14 protein-coding genes and 1 pseudogene are annotated in these 18,648 nt (G+C 56.7%); 9 read left to right on the forward strand and 6 right to left on the reverse strand.

Annotation, left to right across the window (positions count from 1 at the left end):
- The first annotated feature begins 60 nt into the window (after nucleotides 1–60).
- Complete coding sequence (locus AC0V6Z_RS13390; protein WP_472638938.1) at nucleotides 61–1,326, forward strand: class I SAM-dependent methyltransferase; 1,266 nt, start codon at nucleotides 61–63, stop codon at nucleotides 1,324–1,326.
- Here the strand turns inward: AC0V6Z_RS13390 and AC0V6Z_RS13395 are convergent.
- Entirely contained in the window at nucleotides 1,323–2,045 is a 723-nt protein-coding gene (locus AC0V6Z_RS13395; RefSeq protein ID WP_472638939.1) for a hypothetical protein, read from the reverse strand. The two genes, AC0V6Z_RS13390 and AC0V6Z_RS13395, sit on opposite strands and share 4 nt — an antisense overlap.
- Nucleotides 2,046–2,674: 629 nt before the next feature.
- Complete coding sequence (locus AC0V6Z_RS13400; protein ID WP_472638940.1) at nucleotides 2,675–4,051, reverse strand: acyltransferase family protein; 1,377 nt, start codon at nucleotides 4,049–4,051, stop codon at nucleotides 2,675–2,677.
- A gap of 182 nt (nucleotides 4,052–4,233) precedes the next feature.
- Here AC0V6Z_RS13400 and AC0V6Z_RS13405 point away from each other — a divergent pair.
- The 3 genes and pseudogenes from AC0V6Z_RS13405 to AC0V6Z_RS13415 all read left to right on the forward strand — a co-directional run bounded on the left by AC0V6Z_RS13405 (nucleotide 4,234) and on the right by AC0V6Z_RS13415 (nucleotide 7,249).
- Nucleotides 4,234–5,467, forward strand: a pseudogene (locus AC0V6Z_RS13405) (argininosuccinate synthase).
- Nucleotides 5,468–6,338: 871 nt separating this feature from the next.
- Nucleotides 6,339–6,914 (forward strand): septal ring lytic transglycosylase RlpA family protein, encoded by a 576-nt coding sequence (locus AC0V6Z_RS13410; protein ID WP_472638941.1) that lies wholly within the window; start codon nucleotides 6,339–6,341, stop codon nucleotides 6,912–6,914.
- On the forward strand, nucleotides 6,914–7,249 hold the full coding sequence (locus AC0V6Z_RS13415) for a ribosomal protein L7/L12 (RefSeq protein ID WP_472638942.1): 336 nt from the start codon (nucleotides 6,914–6,916) through the stop codon (nucleotides 7,247–7,249). Before AC0V6Z_RS13410 ends, AC0V6Z_RS13415 begins: the two co-directional genes overlap by 1 nt.
- A 90-nt stretch (nucleotides 7,250–7,339) precedes the next feature.
- Here the strand turns inward: AC0V6Z_RS13415 and AC0V6Z_RS13420 are convergent, their stop codons facing one another.
- Both AC0V6Z_RS13420 and AC0V6Z_RS13425 read right to left on the reverse strand, forming a co-directional pair.
- Nucleotides 7,340–8,143 carry a hypothetical protein gene (locus AC0V6Z_RS13420; RefSeq protein ID WP_472638943.1) on the reverse strand — a complete coding sequence of 268 codons (804 nt, stop codon included), beginning with the start codon at nucleotides 8,141–8,143 and terminating at the stop codon, nucleotides 7,340–7,342.
- A gap of 518 nt (nucleotides 8,144–8,661) precedes the next feature.
- The gene (locus AC0V6Z_RS13425) at nucleotides 8,662–8,820 is read right to left on the reverse strand and encodes a hypothetical protein (RefSeq protein ID WP_472638944.1); all 159 of its coding nucleotides are present in this window, start codon (nucleotides 8,818–8,820) and stop codon (nucleotides 8,662–8,664) included.
- Nucleotides 8,821–9,063: 243 nt separating this feature from the next.
- Here AC0V6Z_RS13425 and AC0V6Z_RS13430 point away from each other — a divergent pair, with 243 nt between their 5' ends.
- The gene (locus AC0V6Z_RS13430) at nucleotides 9,064–10,077 is read left to right on the forward strand and encodes a hypothetical protein (RefSeq protein ID WP_472638945.1); all 1,014 of its coding nucleotides are present in this window, start codon (nucleotides 9,064–9,066) and stop codon (nucleotides 10,075–10,077) included.
- 7 nt (nucleotides 10,078–10,084) lie between these two features.
- Nucleotides 10,085–10,705, forward strand: coding sequence for a GTP pyrophosphokinase (locus AC0V6Z_RS13435; protein ID WP_472638946.1), 621 nt, complete (start codon nucleotides 10,085–10,087; stop codon nucleotides 10,703–10,705).
- Between the two features lie 96 nt (nucleotides 10,706–10,801).
- Here AC0V6Z_RS13435 and AC0V6Z_RS13440 read toward each other — a convergent pair whose 3' ends face one another.
- Together AC0V6Z_RS13440 and uvrA are read right to left on the reverse strand one after the other, a co-directional pair.
- Nucleotides 10,802–11,119 (reverse strand): hypothetical protein, encoded by a 318-nt coding sequence (locus AC0V6Z_RS13440; protein ID WP_472638947.1) that lies wholly within the window; start codon nucleotides 11,117–11,119, stop codon nucleotides 10,802–10,804.
- A 134-nt stretch (nucleotides 11,120–11,253) separates the two neighbouring features.
- Complete coding sequence (gene uvrA, locus AC0V6Z_RS13445; protein ID WP_472638948.1) at nucleotides 11,254–14,250, reverse strand: excinuclease ABC subunit UvrA; 2,997 nt, start codon at nucleotides 14,248–14,250, stop codon at nucleotides 11,254–11,256.
- A 295-nt stretch (nucleotides 14,251–14,545) separates the two neighbouring features.
- On the opposite strand from uvrA, the gene AC0V6Z_RS13450 reads away from it, so the two are divergent.
- The 3 genes from AC0V6Z_RS13450 (at nucleotide 14,546) to AC0V6Z_RS13460 (ending at nucleotide 18,581) form a co-directional block, all read left to right on the forward strand.
- Nucleotides 14,546–15,877 carry a methyl-accepting chemotaxis protein gene (locus tag AC0V6Z_RS13450; protein WP_472638949.1) on the forward strand — a complete coding sequence of 444 codons (1,332 nt, stop codon included), beginning with the start codon at nucleotides 14,546–14,548 and terminating at the stop codon, nucleotides 15,875–15,877.
- A 482-nt stretch (nucleotides 15,878–16,359) separates the two neighbouring features.
- Nucleotides 16,360–16,746 (forward strand): hypothetical protein, encoded by a 387-nt coding sequence (locus AC0V6Z_RS13455; RefSeq protein WP_472638950.1) that lies wholly within the window; start codon nucleotides 16,360–16,362, stop codon nucleotides 16,744–16,746.
- Nucleotides 16,747–16,889: 143 nt separating this feature from the next.
- On the forward strand, nucleotides 16,890–18,581 hold the full coding sequence (locus tag AC0V6Z_RS13460) for a M3 family metallopeptidase (protein ID WP_472638951.1): 1,692 nt from the start codon (nucleotides 16,890–16,892) through the stop codon (nucleotides 18,579–18,581).
- Nucleotides 18,582–18,648: the final 67 nt, after the last annotated feature.

Raw genomic sequence — 18,648 nt, forward strand, 5'->3', positions numbered from 1 at the left:
CACCGCGAACAGTGCTGGCATTCGTAACCTTCGGGTGGATCGCTGCGAAGAAGGCACTGTATGAGTAAAACACTTTTCGACCGGTTTCTGACCAAAGGCGTAAAACGTGGGCGGTTGAGCATCGTATTTGCCGATGGATCGGACAAGACTTATGGCGAGCCAGAGGAAGGTTTTCCGGAAATTGTCGTTCGCCTTACGGATGCGAAAGTCCCACGCGACATAATCATGGACCCGCGTCTTGGCGCAGCTGAAGCCTTTATGGATGGCCGTCTGGTCATCGAAGAAGGTGACATCATGGGGCTTGTCACCCTGCTTCGTAAAAACAACTCATGGGACAAAGGCGGCGATATCGGCCCACCCAATCTACTGCGGCGTGTACTGAACAAAGCCAGCTTTGCCGCCGAGAAGGTCAACAACAGGATCAGTTCAAAAAGCAACGTCGCGCATCACTATGATATCGGGAACGATTTCTATCGCCTGATGCTGGATGAGGAACACTGGCAATACAGCTGTGGTTATTGGCCATCAGACGACATCACTCTGGGCGAGGCTCAGACCGCGAAACTGGCGCACATCGCCGCCAAGCTGAACATAAAGCCGGGTCAAAAAATACTCGACATCGGCTGTGGTTGGGGCGGCATGGCGATCTTCTTGGCGCGCAACTACGATGTCGAAGTTGTTGGCATCACTTTGTCTGAAGAGCAGATCGCTTATGCCAAGGAACGCGTCGAGGCCGCCGGTGTCGCCGACCGTGTGAGCATTGAGCTCGTCGATTACCGCGACTTTGCCGCCGCTGGTCGTAAGTTCGATAGAATTGTCTCGGTCGGCATGTTCGAACATGTTGGTCAGCCTCAATTTGAAACCTTCTTTGAAGCCTGCGCCAATCTTCTCACCGACGATGGCACCATGTTACTCCACACGATCGGGCGTATGGGCGGCCCCGGCTCCACCGATGCGTTCACTCGCAAATACATCTTCCCTGGCGGCTACATTCCGGCTCTCTCAGAGACTGTTGAAGCCAGTGAGAAGTTCCGTCTGATCTCCACCGACGTAGAGACCCTGCGGGTCCACTACGCCAAGACCCTGCGCCAATGGTATGCCAATTGCATCGTCAATCGCGAAAAGATGATTGCGATGTACGACGAGCGCTTTTTCCGGATGTGGACGTTCTATCTATCAGGTGCGGCAACCGTGTTTGAGAGTGGCAGCATGTGCAATTATCAGATCCAATATGCGCGCAATCGCTATGCCCTGCCGCTGACGCGGGATTACATCGCAGCGGAAGAAAAGCGCCTGATGGAAGCACCCGCGCAAAAGCGCGGCTAACCCGCTTCGCAAAGCTTGATCATGCCCCGCGCTGCCAAGGCTTTATAACGGTCAATATCCGCAGCTGACATCGTCGCGGGATCGATCTTTTGGCACGCCGCAGGCTGCATCGGCTTACGCGGCGGTTCAGGCTCTCGCTCAACAGCGCTCACTTTTGGCTGCTCTGGCTTGGGTGCAGGACTGACCTGTAACAAGACAGGTCTGGGTTCCGCCGCAGTTTTGCGAGTTTGCACCGACTTGATCCGAACCCCTGCTTTGTATTGGTCACAGTCTTCAATGACAATCAGGGGCTTGGAAATATCGCTGGCCCATTCGAGCATATCGAACGGCACAGTGCGAGCGCCCTTGCCCCGCAACTGCTCATTGATCGGCACCAGGAAGTTGCGATCAATCACGCTCTTTTTCATATTGAACCCGCGCCTAAACTTTTGCTCTGGAAAGCCGAGCGTCGAGAAAACCCCTAGCCGCCGCGTCATGATCGGGCTTTTCAGCTCTCCAACGCGCCCTGGTTGAAAGCCGCGCCAGCCACTCTTGGCCCATTGCCCTGGGCTTTCCTCATAGAAATATGCAATCTCAATGTATTTGCGGCATCCGTTCTTCACATAAACCCGGTAGCGTGTGTCAGGTTCTGGCTGCTGCGGGATCGGCCTAGCGGTTGGCGCAGGTGGCGGCTCAGCGACGTATGCCCCATCGTCGCGCGAATTTTGTTGCTGGTCCAAAGCGGCGCTCTGATCATAGATGCATTGGCCATATTTCTGCTCACACTGGCCATAGGTCGGGCAGATTTGCGGCTCAACCTGACACTTGGTCTCTCTATAATTCGCAAGATGTGCACATCGCGGATCAGGTCCCCGGACTCTAGCACCATAGTGACCTCTCAACGGAGCCTTAGTGCTCACGCACTCATCATAGCGCGTCTTGTGCCGGGCAAGGCATTGCGTACGCCATGTCTGCCGTTCGCGCTCATTACTATCGCAGCGCGAAACGTCCGCACGGCAGAAGGTGCGAACATTGTGGCAGTTAACGGCATTATAGCTGCCGCCTTGTAGCATTGCGGTGAGCTGAGCAGCACCGCCGGCACGGGCCTGTAATTTCTGAGAGGGTGCAGGGGTAATCGCCAGCAGCAGGGCCGAGATACTTGCGATCGCAGTCGCCAAACCATAGAGCCAAAGTCGCATAGCACTTCCCCAAACCGCCGCCCCCTCGGGAAGTATCCCTTAAGCGGCGGCAGCCTCTGATAGCAGTCGTCAGCCCATTTTGACCAATTCACTGCGTGTCTGTGCGACCTTATGCGATAGGTCTGCTCCCGATCCCTTGAACCTGGAGTGAACCCAAGAGACGTCCCGGCTTAGGCTGTATCGCGCGATCTCGGACGATATGCCGGGCCAAAGCCGAGCAAAGCCGCACCGACAAATGGCAGCGCCACCACCCAGATCCGAACGCCTGTTATTCCTTCAGGACTAGCAATGCTGATCCCGGCGGTTGCGCCCAGTCCGACGCAGATCAGAACAACACCGGCCACCACGCGCGCGCGCGGCACCGTGCGCCCGCCTCTGATGGGGCCAAAGCTGCGTTCATGCCGTGCGAACACCGCGATGAAGGGCAAAAGTGCAACGATATAAATGCCGAGCCACAACGGCCGTGTTGCCCACCATTCACCGGTACCGGGAACGCTATCCAGTCCAATCCCGCCAAGCGCAATCCACGAAAAAGTCATCACCAATACAAAAGCGGTGAGGTGCCACAAGAAAACGGTCATAATCATACCGTTCATCAACACCGTCGCAGTCCAGATCCCGATCTTGTCCAGCATCCGGCGCCCCAGTGGCTCCAATCCAAGGACAAGCCCTACCTGCACCACGCCAAGCGCCAACAATGCAAAGGTCGGCGGCAGCGAATTTGAAAACCCATCAGGCGCAGAGACCATCGACACAGGGTAAAACCCATAGACCGTGATCGAAATCAACACGCCTAGCCCGGCCGCAAACCAGCCAAAGGCAAAGAGGCGATTGTCAAACTTCGCATCGCGCCACGCCAAACCCAGCTGGTGGATCGCAAGGAACACCCAGAGGAAATTGGTGAAGCTGATGTACGGTACACCGTGCTCAAACCTCAACCAATCAACCAACGCGGTGATGGGAATATATATCGCAAAACTCGCCCATCCCCAGCGTTTCCACGCTTTCACGGCCAGCGGCGTACAGGCCGTCACCAGCAGATAGACCGCCAGAAACCACACCGGGATCAGTGCAGCTTCCGTAGCCATGCGTATCTGCGCGCGGTCAAAACCGACCTGTGTCAAAGCCACCGCGATCACTGCCCAAACAAGCAGCACAGGGAACGTAGGCGCAATCAAACGCTGGACACGGCTCGCCAACCAATCGCGGTATATTCCCTTCTGCCCAGGTCTCGCTTTGCGCAAGGTCCCCTCCCAACTCACCGAATTGGAATATCCGCCCACAAGGAAGAAGACCGGCATCACCTGGAAAGCCCATGTTAGCCAATGCGTCCACGGCGAGGTTTCAATCAAATCACCGCGTTGCAGCGCACCAACCTCATCAACGTAAAGCCCGGCCATCAGCCAATGACCAAACACCACGGCGAGAATTGAAACCGCCCGCAGGAAATCGACCCATCGGTTGCGTTCTGGCGGTGCCAATTGCGCCAATTCGCGCGCTTGTCCCCACAGGCTCTTTTTCGCCTTCTGCGCGGTTTCCCCGTCCATAATCGTGATCCCTCTGACCCGGTTGAGGCACAGATATTGTGATCAACCATGCCTTTCACAAGCTTTGGCCTGTCCGTGAAGCGTGCATCACCGCTCACAAGCATTGCTCCGCATCCCCTCCCCTGTTAGCGGCCCCTTGACGAAATGACTAAGGCGCGCGGCGCCGAGATGAAGGTGTGACAATGTCCGATATCAAACGTGTAGTTCTCGCTTATTCAGGCGGTCTTGATACTTCTGTGATTGCCAAATGGCTGGAGGTTGAGCGCGGACTTGAGGTGGTCACCTTCACCGCTGATCTCGGCCAAGGCGAAGAGATTGAGCCTGCTCGGACAAAAGCACGCGCGATGGGCATCCCGGACAAACACATCTTCATCGAAGATCTGCGCGAGGAATTCGTGCGCGATTTCATCTTCCCGATGATGCGCGCCAATGCCCGCTATGAAGGCGACTATCTGCTCGGCACTTCGATCGCCCGCCCACTGATCTCAAAGCGTTTGGTAGAGATCGCTGCGGAAACTGGCGCAGACGCCATCGCCCACGGCGCAACCGGCAAGGGCAACGACCAAGTGCGCTTTGAGCTTTCTGCCTATGCGTTGAACCCCGACATTCAAGTTATCGCCCCCTGGCGCGAATGGGACCTCACTAGCCGCACCGCGCTGATCACTTGGGCTGAAGCGCATCAGATTGACGTGCCAAAGGATAAGCGCGGTGAAAGTCCCTTCTCCACCGACGCAAACCTGCTGCACACTTCATCTGAAGGCAAAGTGCTCGAGGATCCGTGGGAAGAGACGCCTGATTACGTCTACTCTCGCACGGTCAATCCTGAGGACGCGCCGGACGAGCCAGAATACATCACTATCGCTTTTGAATCCGGTGACGGCGTTGCGCTAAATGGCGAGGCGATGAGCCCGGCTGCGCTGCTGACCGCACTCAACAATCTTGGCCGCAAGCACGGCATTGGTCGACTTGATCTGGTTGAGAACCGCTTTGTAGGCATGAAGTCGCGCGGCATGTACGAAACTCCGGGCGGTGAGATCTATGCCCGCGCGCACCGAGGCATTGAGCAACTGACGCTGGATCGCGGCGCTGCTCACCTTAAGGACGAGTTGATGCCACGCTATGCAGAGCTGATCTACAACGGCTTTTGGTTCGCGCCAGAGCGTGAGATGCTGCAGGCCGCGATTGATCACAGCCAGACCGGTGTAACTGGGGATGTTCGTCTCAAGCTTTACAAAGGCAATGCCCAGGTCGTGGGCTTAGCGCGCCGATGTGGACTACAATCTCTACAGCGAAGACGTCGTCACATTTGAAGACGATGCGGGTGCATACGATCAGCAGGACGCGGAAGGCTTCATCAAATTGAACGCGCTGCGACTCAAGCTGCTCGCTCAAAGAGGCCGCAGAGGCGGTCGCTGATCGCGAAAACGGGCATATTTTGCAGCGCTCAATTCATGATTGCGACGAACCGCTGACTTATCCACCCTCCTCCACAAGTGATCTGGGCAAAAGTGGATAAGTCGGGTTTGCAACACTTGCGCGACTCGGTTTTTGGGCGCAGCTTCTAAACATCGAAAGGGCAGAAAAGAGATTGAAGAGAGGGCCGCAAGGCGCTGTGTTTAAGAGCTTTTTGTAACGATCGACGCGGTGGTGATTGTCCACGCGAACTTTGAGAGACAGTGCGGCAAAGGCCTCGGCCAAACCCAGACTGGATCGTTTGAGGAGATCGCGAAGCAGACCCATCGGATGGCCACCAATTTGGTCGGCGATTGAGGGCGAAAAGGGTTAGACCCGGATCGGCTGTTTGAGATCGAAGGCAATACAGATTGATGGTCTCAGCTCCGCCCGAGGAGCAGAGGATGCAAACAGGAACTTCGGTTCAGGGATGCAGAGACTGCTTGCAAGTGAAGCTGGATGCCGGTGCGAGCACTGGTGAAAAGCCCGCCGTACATCGTGCGGAGGCCAGAAACTGGATGCCAAGTGCATCTTGCGAGGTTCGCCAAGCAAGTTGACCACGCGGCGGTAAGAGTGGGGTCGGCAGCAATGCCTGCCCCATTTGCTTTGCACGCCTGATTTTCGCCTAGGGCTGCTCGACACCTGCCTGATCAGCTCAATCTGAAAAGCTCCCCAAAGCTCGGATGTCAAAGAGCCATCCCCATCCTCGCCCGACAAGAGCACATTGACCGGGCAAGTCCCAGCCACAAGTCGCGTCAGAACGGGCATCAAACCGGGCAATCAGAGCCTCGCGCAATTGTGCTCTCACCCGATTCTCGCCTAAACTATGCGCATTATGAGAGGGGTAGGAAAGCGAGTTTGCGCAAGCGGCGTTGGCGTAGCCACGGCCACGCTCCTGTTCGCATCCGTTCCCTCCAGCACGCTTGCTCAGCAAGACAGCGCCTCTCCCGCGTCCCCGCAACCTCAAGCAGCATCCCTATCCGCAGCCTCGTTTGGCGCGCAGTTCGCCCCCTACAACACCGCGCCCAGTCCCATTACCGTCGCCCCCGGCGCCGTCGACCTCACCAGCTTTGAACCACCCGCAGAGCCTAAGCCGCCAGAGCCGCGCAGCATCCGCAATCTCGGCAGCGGGATCGCATCCTACTATGGCCGCCGCTTCAACGGCCGCCTCACCGCCAATGGCGAACGCTTCAACATGCGCGCCATGACCGCCGCCCATAAGACCCTGCCCTTTGGCAGCATGGTTCGCGTCACCAACCCGCGCAATGGCCGCGCCGTCACGGTGCGTATCAACGATCGCGGCCCATTCGTGAAAGGCCGCGTCATCGACCTCTCGCGCGCAGCGGCCGAGCGGATCGGCATGATCAGCAGAGGCCATGCCCGCGTCAATCTGGAGCTGGTTGCCCGCTGATGGAGAGCATACTCCTGTTCGCCGCAGGCATTGTCACAGGCTTCATCCTTGCCGTCATCGTGTTGAGGCGCACGGGCGGCGACATGATCGAGCAGCAACGCCGCGACGCCTCCAGCTTTGCCAACCACACCCACACGCCCCGCCCGCTCACGCCGCCGCAGGCCAACCCGGCAATCACACCGCCATCTGGCGCCATAGACCTCAGCGATCATCCCAAGATCCGCGCGGCCTTCGCAAGAGGGCGCAAGATCGAGGCGATCAAGCTCGTGCGCAAGCACACCGGCCTGGGCCTCAGGGAAGCCAAGGACATCGTCGAGAGCCAGTGGCCGCATTAGCGCGCCCTCCACTCACTGCGCCTCAACTCGCCGCATGCCCGCCTCGCTTGGAACACATGGAACACAGTCCAGGGGCAAAAACCATGCGCGTCATTCATCCCCCGATTGATCGGAATATTCGGTCATAGCGCCCTCCACGATATGCTCTGGCAAGTCCTGCGTGCAGGCCACGGCCCACCACCTATCCATCCCCGCCTCAAAAGCGCACAATTGCGCCGCCTCCGCCTCGCCCGGATCGTCGAACTGATGCACGGCCCGCACGGTGAGGGGCCGCTCCGCCTCCATCGCCATCAGTCGCTGTTCCAGCTCGGGTATCGGGGGATTTAAGGGGGAGGAGTTGTTTTGAGTTTTTTGTTGTTCCGCAAGCGCATCCGCGCTCGCGATTTCCTCGCTCATGCGACCTAAAGGTCGCGTCGCTGCGGGCGGGCGTGCGCCCTTGCACTCGCCTGCGGCTCGCGATTGGTGCTGGTCGCAGCCGTATGTGCTTCGCGTTTGGCTTTGTGCTCTTAGCCGCGCCTCTTCCGCTTCTTTCTGCTCGATGCGCTCCGCCAATCGGTCAAGCCGAGCGAGATGCGCCAGCAGCAGGCGGCTGTCATAACGGGTGCGGGTCGCCACTTCCTCGCCGTGATAGAACACTTTTTCGGTCACCCCGCTGATCGCGCGGTCGGCCAGGATCGCCTCGACATGGGTGCGAGCGACGACAAGTGCCGCGTCCCATTCGGTCATAAAGCGCGGCTCTGCCTGACGCGCACGGTAAGCGGTCTGCGGGCTGAGCGAAGCGGCCCGGCATGCAAGCCGCACATTGCCATAGAGTTGCAGGTTTTCGAGGAAGGCCGCACGCCGCGCCGGGGTCAGCGCGGGCGGGACGGATGGAACGGGGAGGAGTTGGGTCATGGTGATTTGTGATTCCTTTTTTAACGCCCTCAAGCGCCGGGCGCGGGCCATCCGGCCCGCTTGGCTTTCCTCGCTCATGCGACCTAAAGGTCGCGTCGCTGCGGGCGGGCGTGCGCCCTTGCACTCGCCTTCGGCTCGCGAACCATTCCAAGCCAATTGCGTGGGACCAAGGTTCCTGGCGCGAGGTCGATGAGGTAGTTCCAAGGTTCTTGGTGCGAGATCGCGGGGTAGCACCAAGAGTCTTGGTACAAGATCGCTGGTCCGGTCCGCGACCAGCGGACCGCAAGGGCGCACGCCCGCCCGAGCTAATGCGAGGAAAGCCAAGCAGTGCGGATGCGCTGCGCCCGGCGTTTGAGGGTCCAAACAAATAAAAAGCTTCAACCCGGTACGTTTCTGGCTTGGTCGCGGAGCACGGCGCGCAGCGCCGCAAGGCCCCTGTGGCCGCCCGCAGCAGCACGATCTTTGATCGCAAGCTGCGAGGATATCGCACGCCGGATGGCGTGCGGAACAACAAACAATCACCCTCCCCCTATTCGCCCAGCCTCGACATGCGCGAGCCAGCTGCGCGCGTGCTCAGCCGATCCAGGGTCTCCGGGGCGCGTGGGATAGGGGCTTTGGGGGAGCTTGCGGCGCGCATCATAGGGACCGCGCGCGGGGAATGTTGGGCTTTGGGCCATGGTCGTTCGCCTTTGAGTTTCAGTTCAAGGGAACAGGACCAGTTATAGGAACTTTGGTGTGTAGGACAGCCTACTATTCCGGTCAGGACGGATGTTATCATAAGAACAAAAAACGTTCTCATAACGCACGATGAAATTTCACTCTACGAAACGTTGAGGAAATTTTACTCATGAACTTAAAGTATAAAGCACTTGAAAGTTTCAAATATCTCTCAAATAAGAGGCAATCGATACGGGGATCGCATGACTTCTCTCACAATTCACACTTTCCTTGTTCACCCAGGGAAAGGAATACAAAAACAACCGACTCTATCTGGAAAATCTCTAGATGACTCAGGTAATTTAATTCAACTTCTCGCCAATATTTTTCACGCCAAACCAGATCAACGTGACTTTGAGATTACCTTCCGAAAAAACAACTCCGGCTCGCAACAGAATGATTGTCGCGATTTGATAATCGCTCACCAAGGTACGGGTTCGCTTCAAACCGCAAAGGCTATTGCTACACGCCTACAGAAGGTCACTGACAAGCGTTCAGGCATGGGCCTTACGTTTCTGATGACAGGACAGCACGGCACCAAATTCCGAACTGTCATTTCCCGTTTTCCTGCGAACGAAGGAATCCTAGCCGAGATTAACGACGGTAGCCTCAGTGTGGCTTTCCTTGAGCAAGTCTTCATCAGGCAAATGTCAGCCTACAAAGCTATTTTGCTTGAAAGTGATGATCCACCTAACGAGTACTGGTCGGGTTTCGCGACAGATAGGCAAGCTGGTGGCGCGCCTGAAAATATCTCTGGCTATTGGTTGAATGACTTTTTGACAGCAGACTTCTCTGAAACTCCCAAAGCTGGCACCCTTCGCTTGGCTGACGCATTGAAGAAGGCAGTCAAAGAAACGTCCAATTTATCCGTGAAAGAAGAGATCGCTTCAGCCGTCTCATTGGCTCCGGCAGCGCTTAGCGGAAAACCCATTTCTATCGATCAGTTTTGCAATCACTTTGGCCTAAGTAGTCTGGCCAGTGATACTATTCGCCATCAACTCAAAAAGCCGTCGCTAACGTCAAAAGTGTTCACCTTTGATGCAGCGGAGTTTAGCCGACGAGTACCATACAGGTCAGTTGAGCTTCAAAATGGTGCGATTTTGAAAGCTCCGAGTGCTGATTTTAATCAAGTCTTTGACGTGGAGGAAGAGGCTGGTGGTATAGTTCGCTACTCTACTGAAGGTAAAATTTCGGATCAAAAGATGACTAAAAAGTGACCTAAGAATGACGGATAACATTGCACATTCCTATGAGAAATTGCACGCCGAAGTCTTAAAGCCTGTCGCCGCAAATCTCGCAGAATATCTGAGGGCTCTTTTAGCAGGCACAGAGCGCGTTGACGTTATCTCAACTCGCGCAAAATCTCCCGATAGGTTCGTGGACAAAGCTCTCAAAAAGCAAAGCAATGGCCAGTTTAAGTACGACAATCCCCTCATTCAGATTCAAGATCAGATTGGGGCGCGGATCAATGTGCTTTACCTGAGCGACATTCCCAAGATTAAGTCTGCTATCGAAGACTATTTTCATGCGGTAGAGTGGGTTGAAAAGAAACCTGACTCCGACATGGAATTTGGATATTTTGGCGAACACTTTGTGCTCAAATTGCCTGATGACGTCATTCCAGAAGGATCGGAAGATAGGGCACCAGAGTTCTTCGAACTGCAAATCAAGACCCTTTTTCAGCACGCTTGGTCGGAGACAAGTCACGATATTGGTTACAAGGCGCCACGCGAACTAACATCAAAGGAAAATAGGCAATTGGCATTTTCGGCAGCTCAGGCTTGGGGCGCCGACGAGATTTTCATGCAACTCGCACTCGGAATAACCGCCGACAACGATTCCTAACCCAACAAAAAACGCGCCCTCCCCTTAGGAAGAGCGCGTCTCTCAAAATCCTAAACCTCTAGGCGCAGCTCCAAACGGAGCATCACGCGTGCGGGTTTACTCCGCAGCGGGTTCTTCCGCGCCCGCTTCAATCTCGGTGAAGATTTCCTCTGCGCAGGCTTCTCCCAAAGCAGTCATCTTTTCCTGATCGAGCATATCCATCGGGCCCATATCTTGCTCTTTCACCTTCTCAAGCGAGCAATCGCAAAACGGCTGAGCCATTTCCGCAGGTCCGCCTTCGGATACGAAGGACGAGGTGCAGGTTTTCGCAAACTCTTCGTACATCGGCTCTTTATCCATCGACCCGCAGGCAGATAGCAAAAGGCCCCCGGTTAGAACAACGGGTAGCGCGAATGCTTTGGTAGTGAATGGCATAGAGACCCCTCAATTATTGTAAGTGATACGCCGTGTCGCCGGCGCGGCGCATCCTACACAGCGCGCGCCGCATGGCAATACAGCGAATCTGGGCAGCGCGGCGGCTGATGTTGAGGGTCTGCCCGCGAGGGCGCCTACGATCCAGCTTTCGCCTTTTTCTTCGGGGTTTTCGTGGTCTTACTGGCAGGTTTTGCAGCCGGTTTTTCCCCGGATTTGGGTGCCACTTTCGTCGGACCCTTGCCCAGCATGTTCTTCAAGTACCCGCCGGTGAAGCTGCGCGGTTCCTGCGCCACATCCTCCGGCGTACCCGCGGCCACAATCTCGCCGCCGCGCACCCCGCCTTCCGGCCCGAGATCAACGATCCAGTCAGCCGTCTTGATAACATCAAGATTGTGCTCAATCACGACCACAGAATTGCCCTGCTCAACCAGGCGGTGCAGCACCTCCAGCAGCTTGCGCACATCCTCAAAGTGCAGGCCCGTGGTCGGCTCATCCAGGATATAGAGCGTCTGCCCGGTGCTGCGTTTGGACAGCTCCTTCGCCAGCTTCACCCGCTGCGCCTCGCCGCCCGACAATGTCGTCGCCTGCTGGCCGACCTTCACATAGCCAAGACCGACCTCGTTCAGCATCCGCATCTTGTCCCGGATCGGCGGGACCGCCTTGAAGAAACCCTCCGCATCCTCAACCGTCATGTCCAGCACATCGGCGATGGAGAGGCCCTTGAACTTCACCTCCAGCGTCTCGCGGTTGTAGCGTTTGCCGCCGCATTCCTCACAAGTGACGTAGACGTCGGGTAGGAAGTGCATTTCAATCTTGATCAGGCCGTCGCCGGTGCATTGTTCGCAGCGCCCGCCCTTCACGTTAAAGCTGAAGCGGCCCGGCTTGTACCCGCGCGCCTTCGCCTCTGGCAGGCCGGCGAACCAATCACGGATATTGGTGAAGGCGCCGGTGTAGGTCGCAGGGTTGCTGCGCGGGGTGCGGCCAATCGGCGATTGGTCGATCTCGATCACCTTGTCGCAATATTCGAGACCCTCGATTTTGTCGTGCTTGCCCGCGATCACGCGCGCGCCATTCAGCACGCGGGCGGCGGAGGCGTAGAGCGTGTCGATGGTGAAGGTCGATTTGCCTGAGCCAGAAACCCCGGTGATGCAGGTGAATGTGCCGAGCGGGATGCTGGCGGTCACATCTTTGAGGTTGTTCGCACTCGCGCCGCGCACCGTGATGCTGTGCCCATTGCCGGGCCGCCGCTTTGCCGGGACAGCAATCTCACGCCGCCCGGTAAGATAGTCCGCGGTCAGCGACTTCTTCGACTTCATGATCTGTTTCAGCGTACCCTGCGCCACCACTTCGCCGCCGCGCACACCCGCGCCGGGCCCCAGATCGACGACATGGTCCGCTTGCCGGATCGCGTCTTCATCATGCTCCACCACGATCACCGTATTGCCGAGATCGCGCAGGCGCTTCAGCGTCTCCAGCAACCGGTCATTGTCGCGCTGGTGCAGGCCAATGCTCGGCTCGTCGAGTACATAAAGCACGCCGGACAGGCCGCTGCCGATCTGGCTGGCTAGCCGGATGCGCTGGCTTTCCCCGCCTGACAAAGTGCCGCTGGTCCGATCGAGGTTGAGGTAATCGAGCCCTACATTGTCGAGGAAACCCAGCCGCTCGTTGATCTCTTTCAGGATAGCCTTGGCGATCTGCGATTGCTGATCGGTCAGCTTCTCGTCGAGTGCCAGGAACCACTCCTTCGCATCTGAAACACTCATCTTCACCGGGTCGGCGATGTCTGTGTCCGCGACCTTCACCGCCAGCGCTTTTTCATTGAGGCGTTTGCCGCCGCAGCTCTCGCACGGCTGCGCGGTCTGAAATTTCGACAGTTCCTCGCGCATCCACGCGCTGTCGGTTTGCAACAGGCGACGATTGAGATTGCCGACCACGCCCTCAAATGGCTTGCGCACGGTGTATTCCTTGCGCCCATCCTTAAAGGTCAGCTCGACCGGCATTCCGCCGGTGCCTTGCAGAATGATCAGTTGCTGATCAGGCTCCAGATCGCGCCACGGCGTCGTCAGGTCGAAATCATACGCCTTTGCCAGACTGGCCAGCACCTGCAGATAGTAAGGGGATGGCGGATTGCTCTTCGCCCACGGCGCAACCGCGCCCTGTTTCAACGTCAGCCCTTCATTGGGAACCACCAATTGCGGGTCGAACAATTGTTTCTCGCCCAGACCATCACAGGTCGCGCAGGCGCCCTGAGGCGCGTTGAACGAGAACAGGCGCGGCTCAATTTCTTCAATGGTGAAGCCGCTGACCGGGCAAGCGAATTTTTCTGAGAAGACAATGCGATTGGCGGGGATGCCAGCACCCTTCATTGCGCCGCCGCCCTGCTCCTCATCCTCGCGCCCCGGCACCACACCATCTGCCAGATCCACATAGGCCAGCCCCTCAGCCAGTTTCAGAGCGGTTTCAAAACTATCGGCCAGGCGCGTTTCCATGCCTGGTTTGACCGCGATCCGATCAACCACGACTTCAATGTCGTGCTTGAACTTCTTGTCGATCGCTGGCGCTTCTTCGATCGGATAGAGTTCTCCATCGATCCGTACACGGGTGAAACCCGCCTTTTGCCATTCGGCCAGTTCCTTGCGGTATTCGCCCTTGCGCCCGCGCACCACCGGCGCGAGCAGATAGGCGCGCGTGCCCTCTGGCAATTCCATCACCCGGTCGACCATCTGGCTGACGGTTTGCGCGCTGATCGGTTTGCCGGTGGCCGGTGAATACGGCACGCCCACCCTGGCCCACAGCAAACGCATATAGTCATAAATCTCGGTAACCGTCGCAACGGTTGATCGCGGATTGCGGCTGGTCGTCTTCTGCTCAATGCTGATCGCTGGAGAAAGCCCGTCGATATGCTCAACATCGGGTTTCTGCATCATCTCAAGGAATTGGCGCGCATAGGCCGACAGGCTCTCAACATAGCGCCGCTGACCCTCAGCATAGATCGTATCAAAGGCGAGCGAGCTCTTACCCGACCCAGACAGCCCGGTGACCACGATCAGCGCATCACGCGGCAGATCAATATCAACGCCTTTGAGGTTGTGCTCTCTGGCACCGCGAACTGAGATTTTCGTGAGGGACATGGCACACCAATTGGGGACTAAAGAGAGATGAATCCAGCCCTTTCAAAAAAGAGCCGGGGACGCGCGATATGTTCCTTAAATGTTCTATGCTCGAACGGGCTATGTCAAGCACGTTCAATGCGCCCTTCCCCGGCCATTCGATGCGAATATGGATGTGGAGGCAAACGCCACACCTGAATGATGCCGACACAATTCGACCCATTAAATTCTCTTTAAGCATACTTGGCTACGACACACGGTGGATGGAGTGGAGTGTTATGAGCGACGCAAAAGAATCTTTGCAAGCAAGTTTAGAATGAGCTCTGAAAGCTATCAAAATCGCGTTGATGCGATCTTTGGTGACGGAGAGTTGCGTCCAAAGTTGAATGACTTTTGGTCACGCCACGAAACGATGATCACAGATTGGACGAGAGAGCATTGCTTCGCGAATACACGCGATGGCTATGTGGAGTCCGCATCAATGCTGCAGGGCGCGCCTGTAACCCGCGAACAATTGGGCGAGATTACAACCCAATTGTTCTTGGCGATCTTCACAGCCACGCGTGAAGATTATTGGATGAAGGCATTGTCTAACGTCGCTTTGTCGAGTTGGCTTGTCGACAACGAAAACGACATGAACCGGTACATGTCCGGTTATAATCAAGGTTTGATACACCGCCTGTGGGACAGCACCGACAACCCGGCCGAGATTTTCGAAGACCTGTTATTTGTGAACAGGGTCATCTTGCTCGAATTCGAGATGATCGCCTCGATCCGAACAGAACTGCAACTGCGCTACTCACAGGAATTGATCGACCAAAAAGGTAGTGATTTCGTGTCAGGCCTGGCAGACAAAATCGACATCTCGCTCAAAGCATCAGAAACAGTAAATGCCGCGGCAGTGGCGGCAAATGATAAAATCTCTGGTCTGCGCAATGACACAACCGAAGCCGCAGCCATTTCTGAGCAATCCGCACAAGCGATGCAGGATGCGGCGAAGTCTGCTGGTGACCTGCTACACACATTGAACAACGTGACCTCTGGCCTGACTGACGGAAAGAACCTGCTGGTCGAGGCGGTCGAACAGGCCGAACGCACAGCAAATGACAATGCCGAAGTGGCCAATGAAGTGGCCGCAATCGAAGAGGTCGTAAAGACGATCTCGGAAATCGCTGACCAAACCAACATCCTGGCGCTCAATGCCAGCATTGAAGCGGCGCGAGCAGGTTCATCAGGCGCGGGCTTTGCCGTGGTGGCGCAAGAGGTGAAGAACCTTGCCAATCAAACCGCGAAAGCAACTGACAGTGTTTCTGCGCGGATCAACGCTATTCAAAACTCAACCAAGCAAAGTGGCCACTCCAGTGGCGCAATGGTCGAGACGACAAGCCGGCTGCGTGCGGCGAGCGACAGTCTGCTCGATTCCTTGAACCGAGAGCTTGGCGCATTTTCCAAGATCACCGATGCCGTCGATGAAACCGCTCAAGGTGCAGTCAGCATTGGTGAGCTTGTCGCTAACATCAACCGCGACACTGATGCCGTCTCTGGCCTTGTCGAGGAACTATCTAATTCATCCAAGACCTCTGCGGGCAAGCTCGCTGGACTTGTGGAAGAGACCAGTGGCTTCGTACAGGCAATTGGCAAGCAGTAGAATTCAGCTTTCGGCACTGATGCGAACCCGAAACGCAGCCGCTTTAGATAGAAATTCATACTCAGATCGCCGCGCCTAAGCGGCCATATTCGGCTTGCCCCGCGAATTTGAGCAAGCCAGCACATCACGTGAATTTCTCGCATTCGGCAAGATATTGCAATCTTGCGCTCCTGTTTTCATTGATAAATTCTCGCAACCCTACAGGAAAACTTAAGTTCCGCACTCTCGGTTTACCCCTACTATGAAGGGCCTCTTTGCTAGTCTTCCCACAAGCCCTTCGGGTCGCACCTTAGGCGAGTTTGCTGGAACACGAGTTTAGAGACGAGGCCGCGGTCCGGATGGGCTGCGGCCTTGTTCCATTATAGATGACGCGGACCCCACGGCTCACCCGCGCGCAGGCAGGTGGGCCCTTTTGCTTGCCCAAATGCGATTTCCACCCCAAATAGCATAATGACGCAAACACGTAATTTACCGGAGTGACTATGAAGGCCCAGTTCAAGGCCCAGACCGCCGCAATTGCCCTCGCCGCTATGCTAACCGCAGGCTGCGCGACCACCAATGGAGAGACAGGGGTGAATGAAACCAACCCGATCGCTGAAGCCCAGGTAGAGGCCGAGTACAACCCTGAGATCCCCACCGGGACCGGCTATTTCGCCTCTGACAGCACCCTGCCCTTCCTGACCCCTGATTTCAGCGCGATCAGCGAAGACGATTACATTCCCGCTTTCGAGCAAGGCATGGCGATCCAACAGGCTGAAGTTCAGGCGATCATCAACAATCCGGCGACGCCTTCGTTCAGCAACACGATTGTTGAACTGGAAAAATCCGGCCGTATGTTGGGCCGTGTGGGCAGCGTTTTTTTGCGCTGACAGGCCAGAACACGACTGACCGACTGGATACGATCAATCAGGAAATCAGCCCAAAACTGACTGCGCATGGCGATGCAATCAGACTCAACCCAGAGCTGTTTGCCCGCGTAAAGGCGGTCTATGACAACCGCGCGGCGATGACGATGACGCGCGAAGATGCGAAGCTGCTTGAAGAGACCTATTCCGGCATGGTGCAAGCAGGCGCGCTGCTGACCGAGGAAGAGCGCGACAAGGTCAAGGCGATCAACTCTGAGCTGTCCACGCTGACCACCGATTTCAGTCAGAAGGTCCGCGATGCGACCAATGCTGGCGCGGTGATCGTCGACACCCGTGAAGAGCTGGCTGGACTGTCTGATGCCGAGATTGAGGGCGCAGCAGCACTCGCGAAGGAAAGAGGCATGGACGGCAAGTTCGCCATCGCCCTGCAAAACACCACGCAGCAACCATCGCTGCCCGCGCTTGAAAACCGTGCAGTGCGCGAGCGTCTGTTCAAAGCCAGTGCGTATCGCTCTGACCAAGGCGGAGAGAATGACACGCGCATGATCCTGGCCAAGGTTGCCGAATTCCGCGCGGAAAAGGCCGCTCTGTTCGGTCAGCCTGATTGGGCCAGCTACACCATGTATGACCGCATGGCGAAGCAGCCGAAGACCGCGCTCGATTTCATGGAGCAAATGGTCCCGGCCCTCGCCGCGACGCAGCGCCGCGAAGCCGACGTTCTCAACGAGCGGATCGCCGCCGATGGCCTCAATTTCGAGGTTGAGCCATGGGATTGGTACCGCTTCGCCAATAAGGTGAAGGCAGAGCAATACGCCTTTAATGAGGACGCGGTGAAGCCTTACTTCCAGCTCGATAAGGTGCTGGAAGACGGCGTTTTCTACATGGCAAACAAGCTTTACGGCCTCTCGTTTGAACGCCGCACCGACTTGCCCGTTTATCACCCGGATGTGTGGACCTACACCGTGTTCGATGCCGATGGCAGCGAGCTCGGCCTGTTCTATTTCGACCCATTCCAGCGTCCATCAAAACGCGGCGGCGCGTGGATGGGCAACTTCATTGATCAGAGCGATCTGTGGGGCACCAAGCCGGTGATCTACAACGTGCTGAACATTCCGAAGGCAGTCGATGGCGAGGTCCAACTCGTCAGCTTTGACTGGGTAGAGACGACCTTCCACGAATTCGGCCACGCATTGCACGGCTTCTTCGCGGATCAGCGCTATGAAAGCCTCTCTGGTACGGCGACCGCGCGCGATTTCGTGGAATACCCCAGCCAGGTTCACGAGATGTGGGCGACCTATCCAGAGGTCCTGCAAAACTATGCCAAGCACCATGAAACGGGTGAAACCATTCCGATGGAGCTGGTGGAGAAAATCCAGACCGCATCGAAGTTCAACCAAGGCTATGACTTTGGTGAAGTGGTGGCCGCCGCGCTGCTTGACATGAAGTGGCACGCGCTCTCACCAGCTGAAGCCGCCGCGATTGATACAGCGGAGAAGGTCGATGCATTTGAGCGCCAGTCGCTTGGCGAGTTAGGCCTTGAGATTGATCTGGTCCCGCCGCGTTACCGGTCAAACTATTTCAACCACATCTTCAGCTCACCTGCGGGCTATTCTGCGGGCTATTACAGCTATTTGTGGACTGAAATGCTCGACAAGGATTCGCGCCAGTGGTTCATCGACAACGGCGGTCTGACCCGCGAAAACGGCGATCACTATCGCAAAACCGTGCTCAGTCGCGGCGGCACGATGGATTATTTTGAGATGTACCGCACATTCGCCGGACGCGAGCCGGATGTGAAATATATGATCGAAAGCCGCGGGCTAGCTGGCGGCGAGTAAGGCCCTCAGCAGGAACCCAGAAACACGAAACCCCCGGTAGGCCAAGCGCCCGCCGGGGGTTTTGTTT

Source organism: Erythrobacter sp. SN6-5, assembly GCF_057364945.1.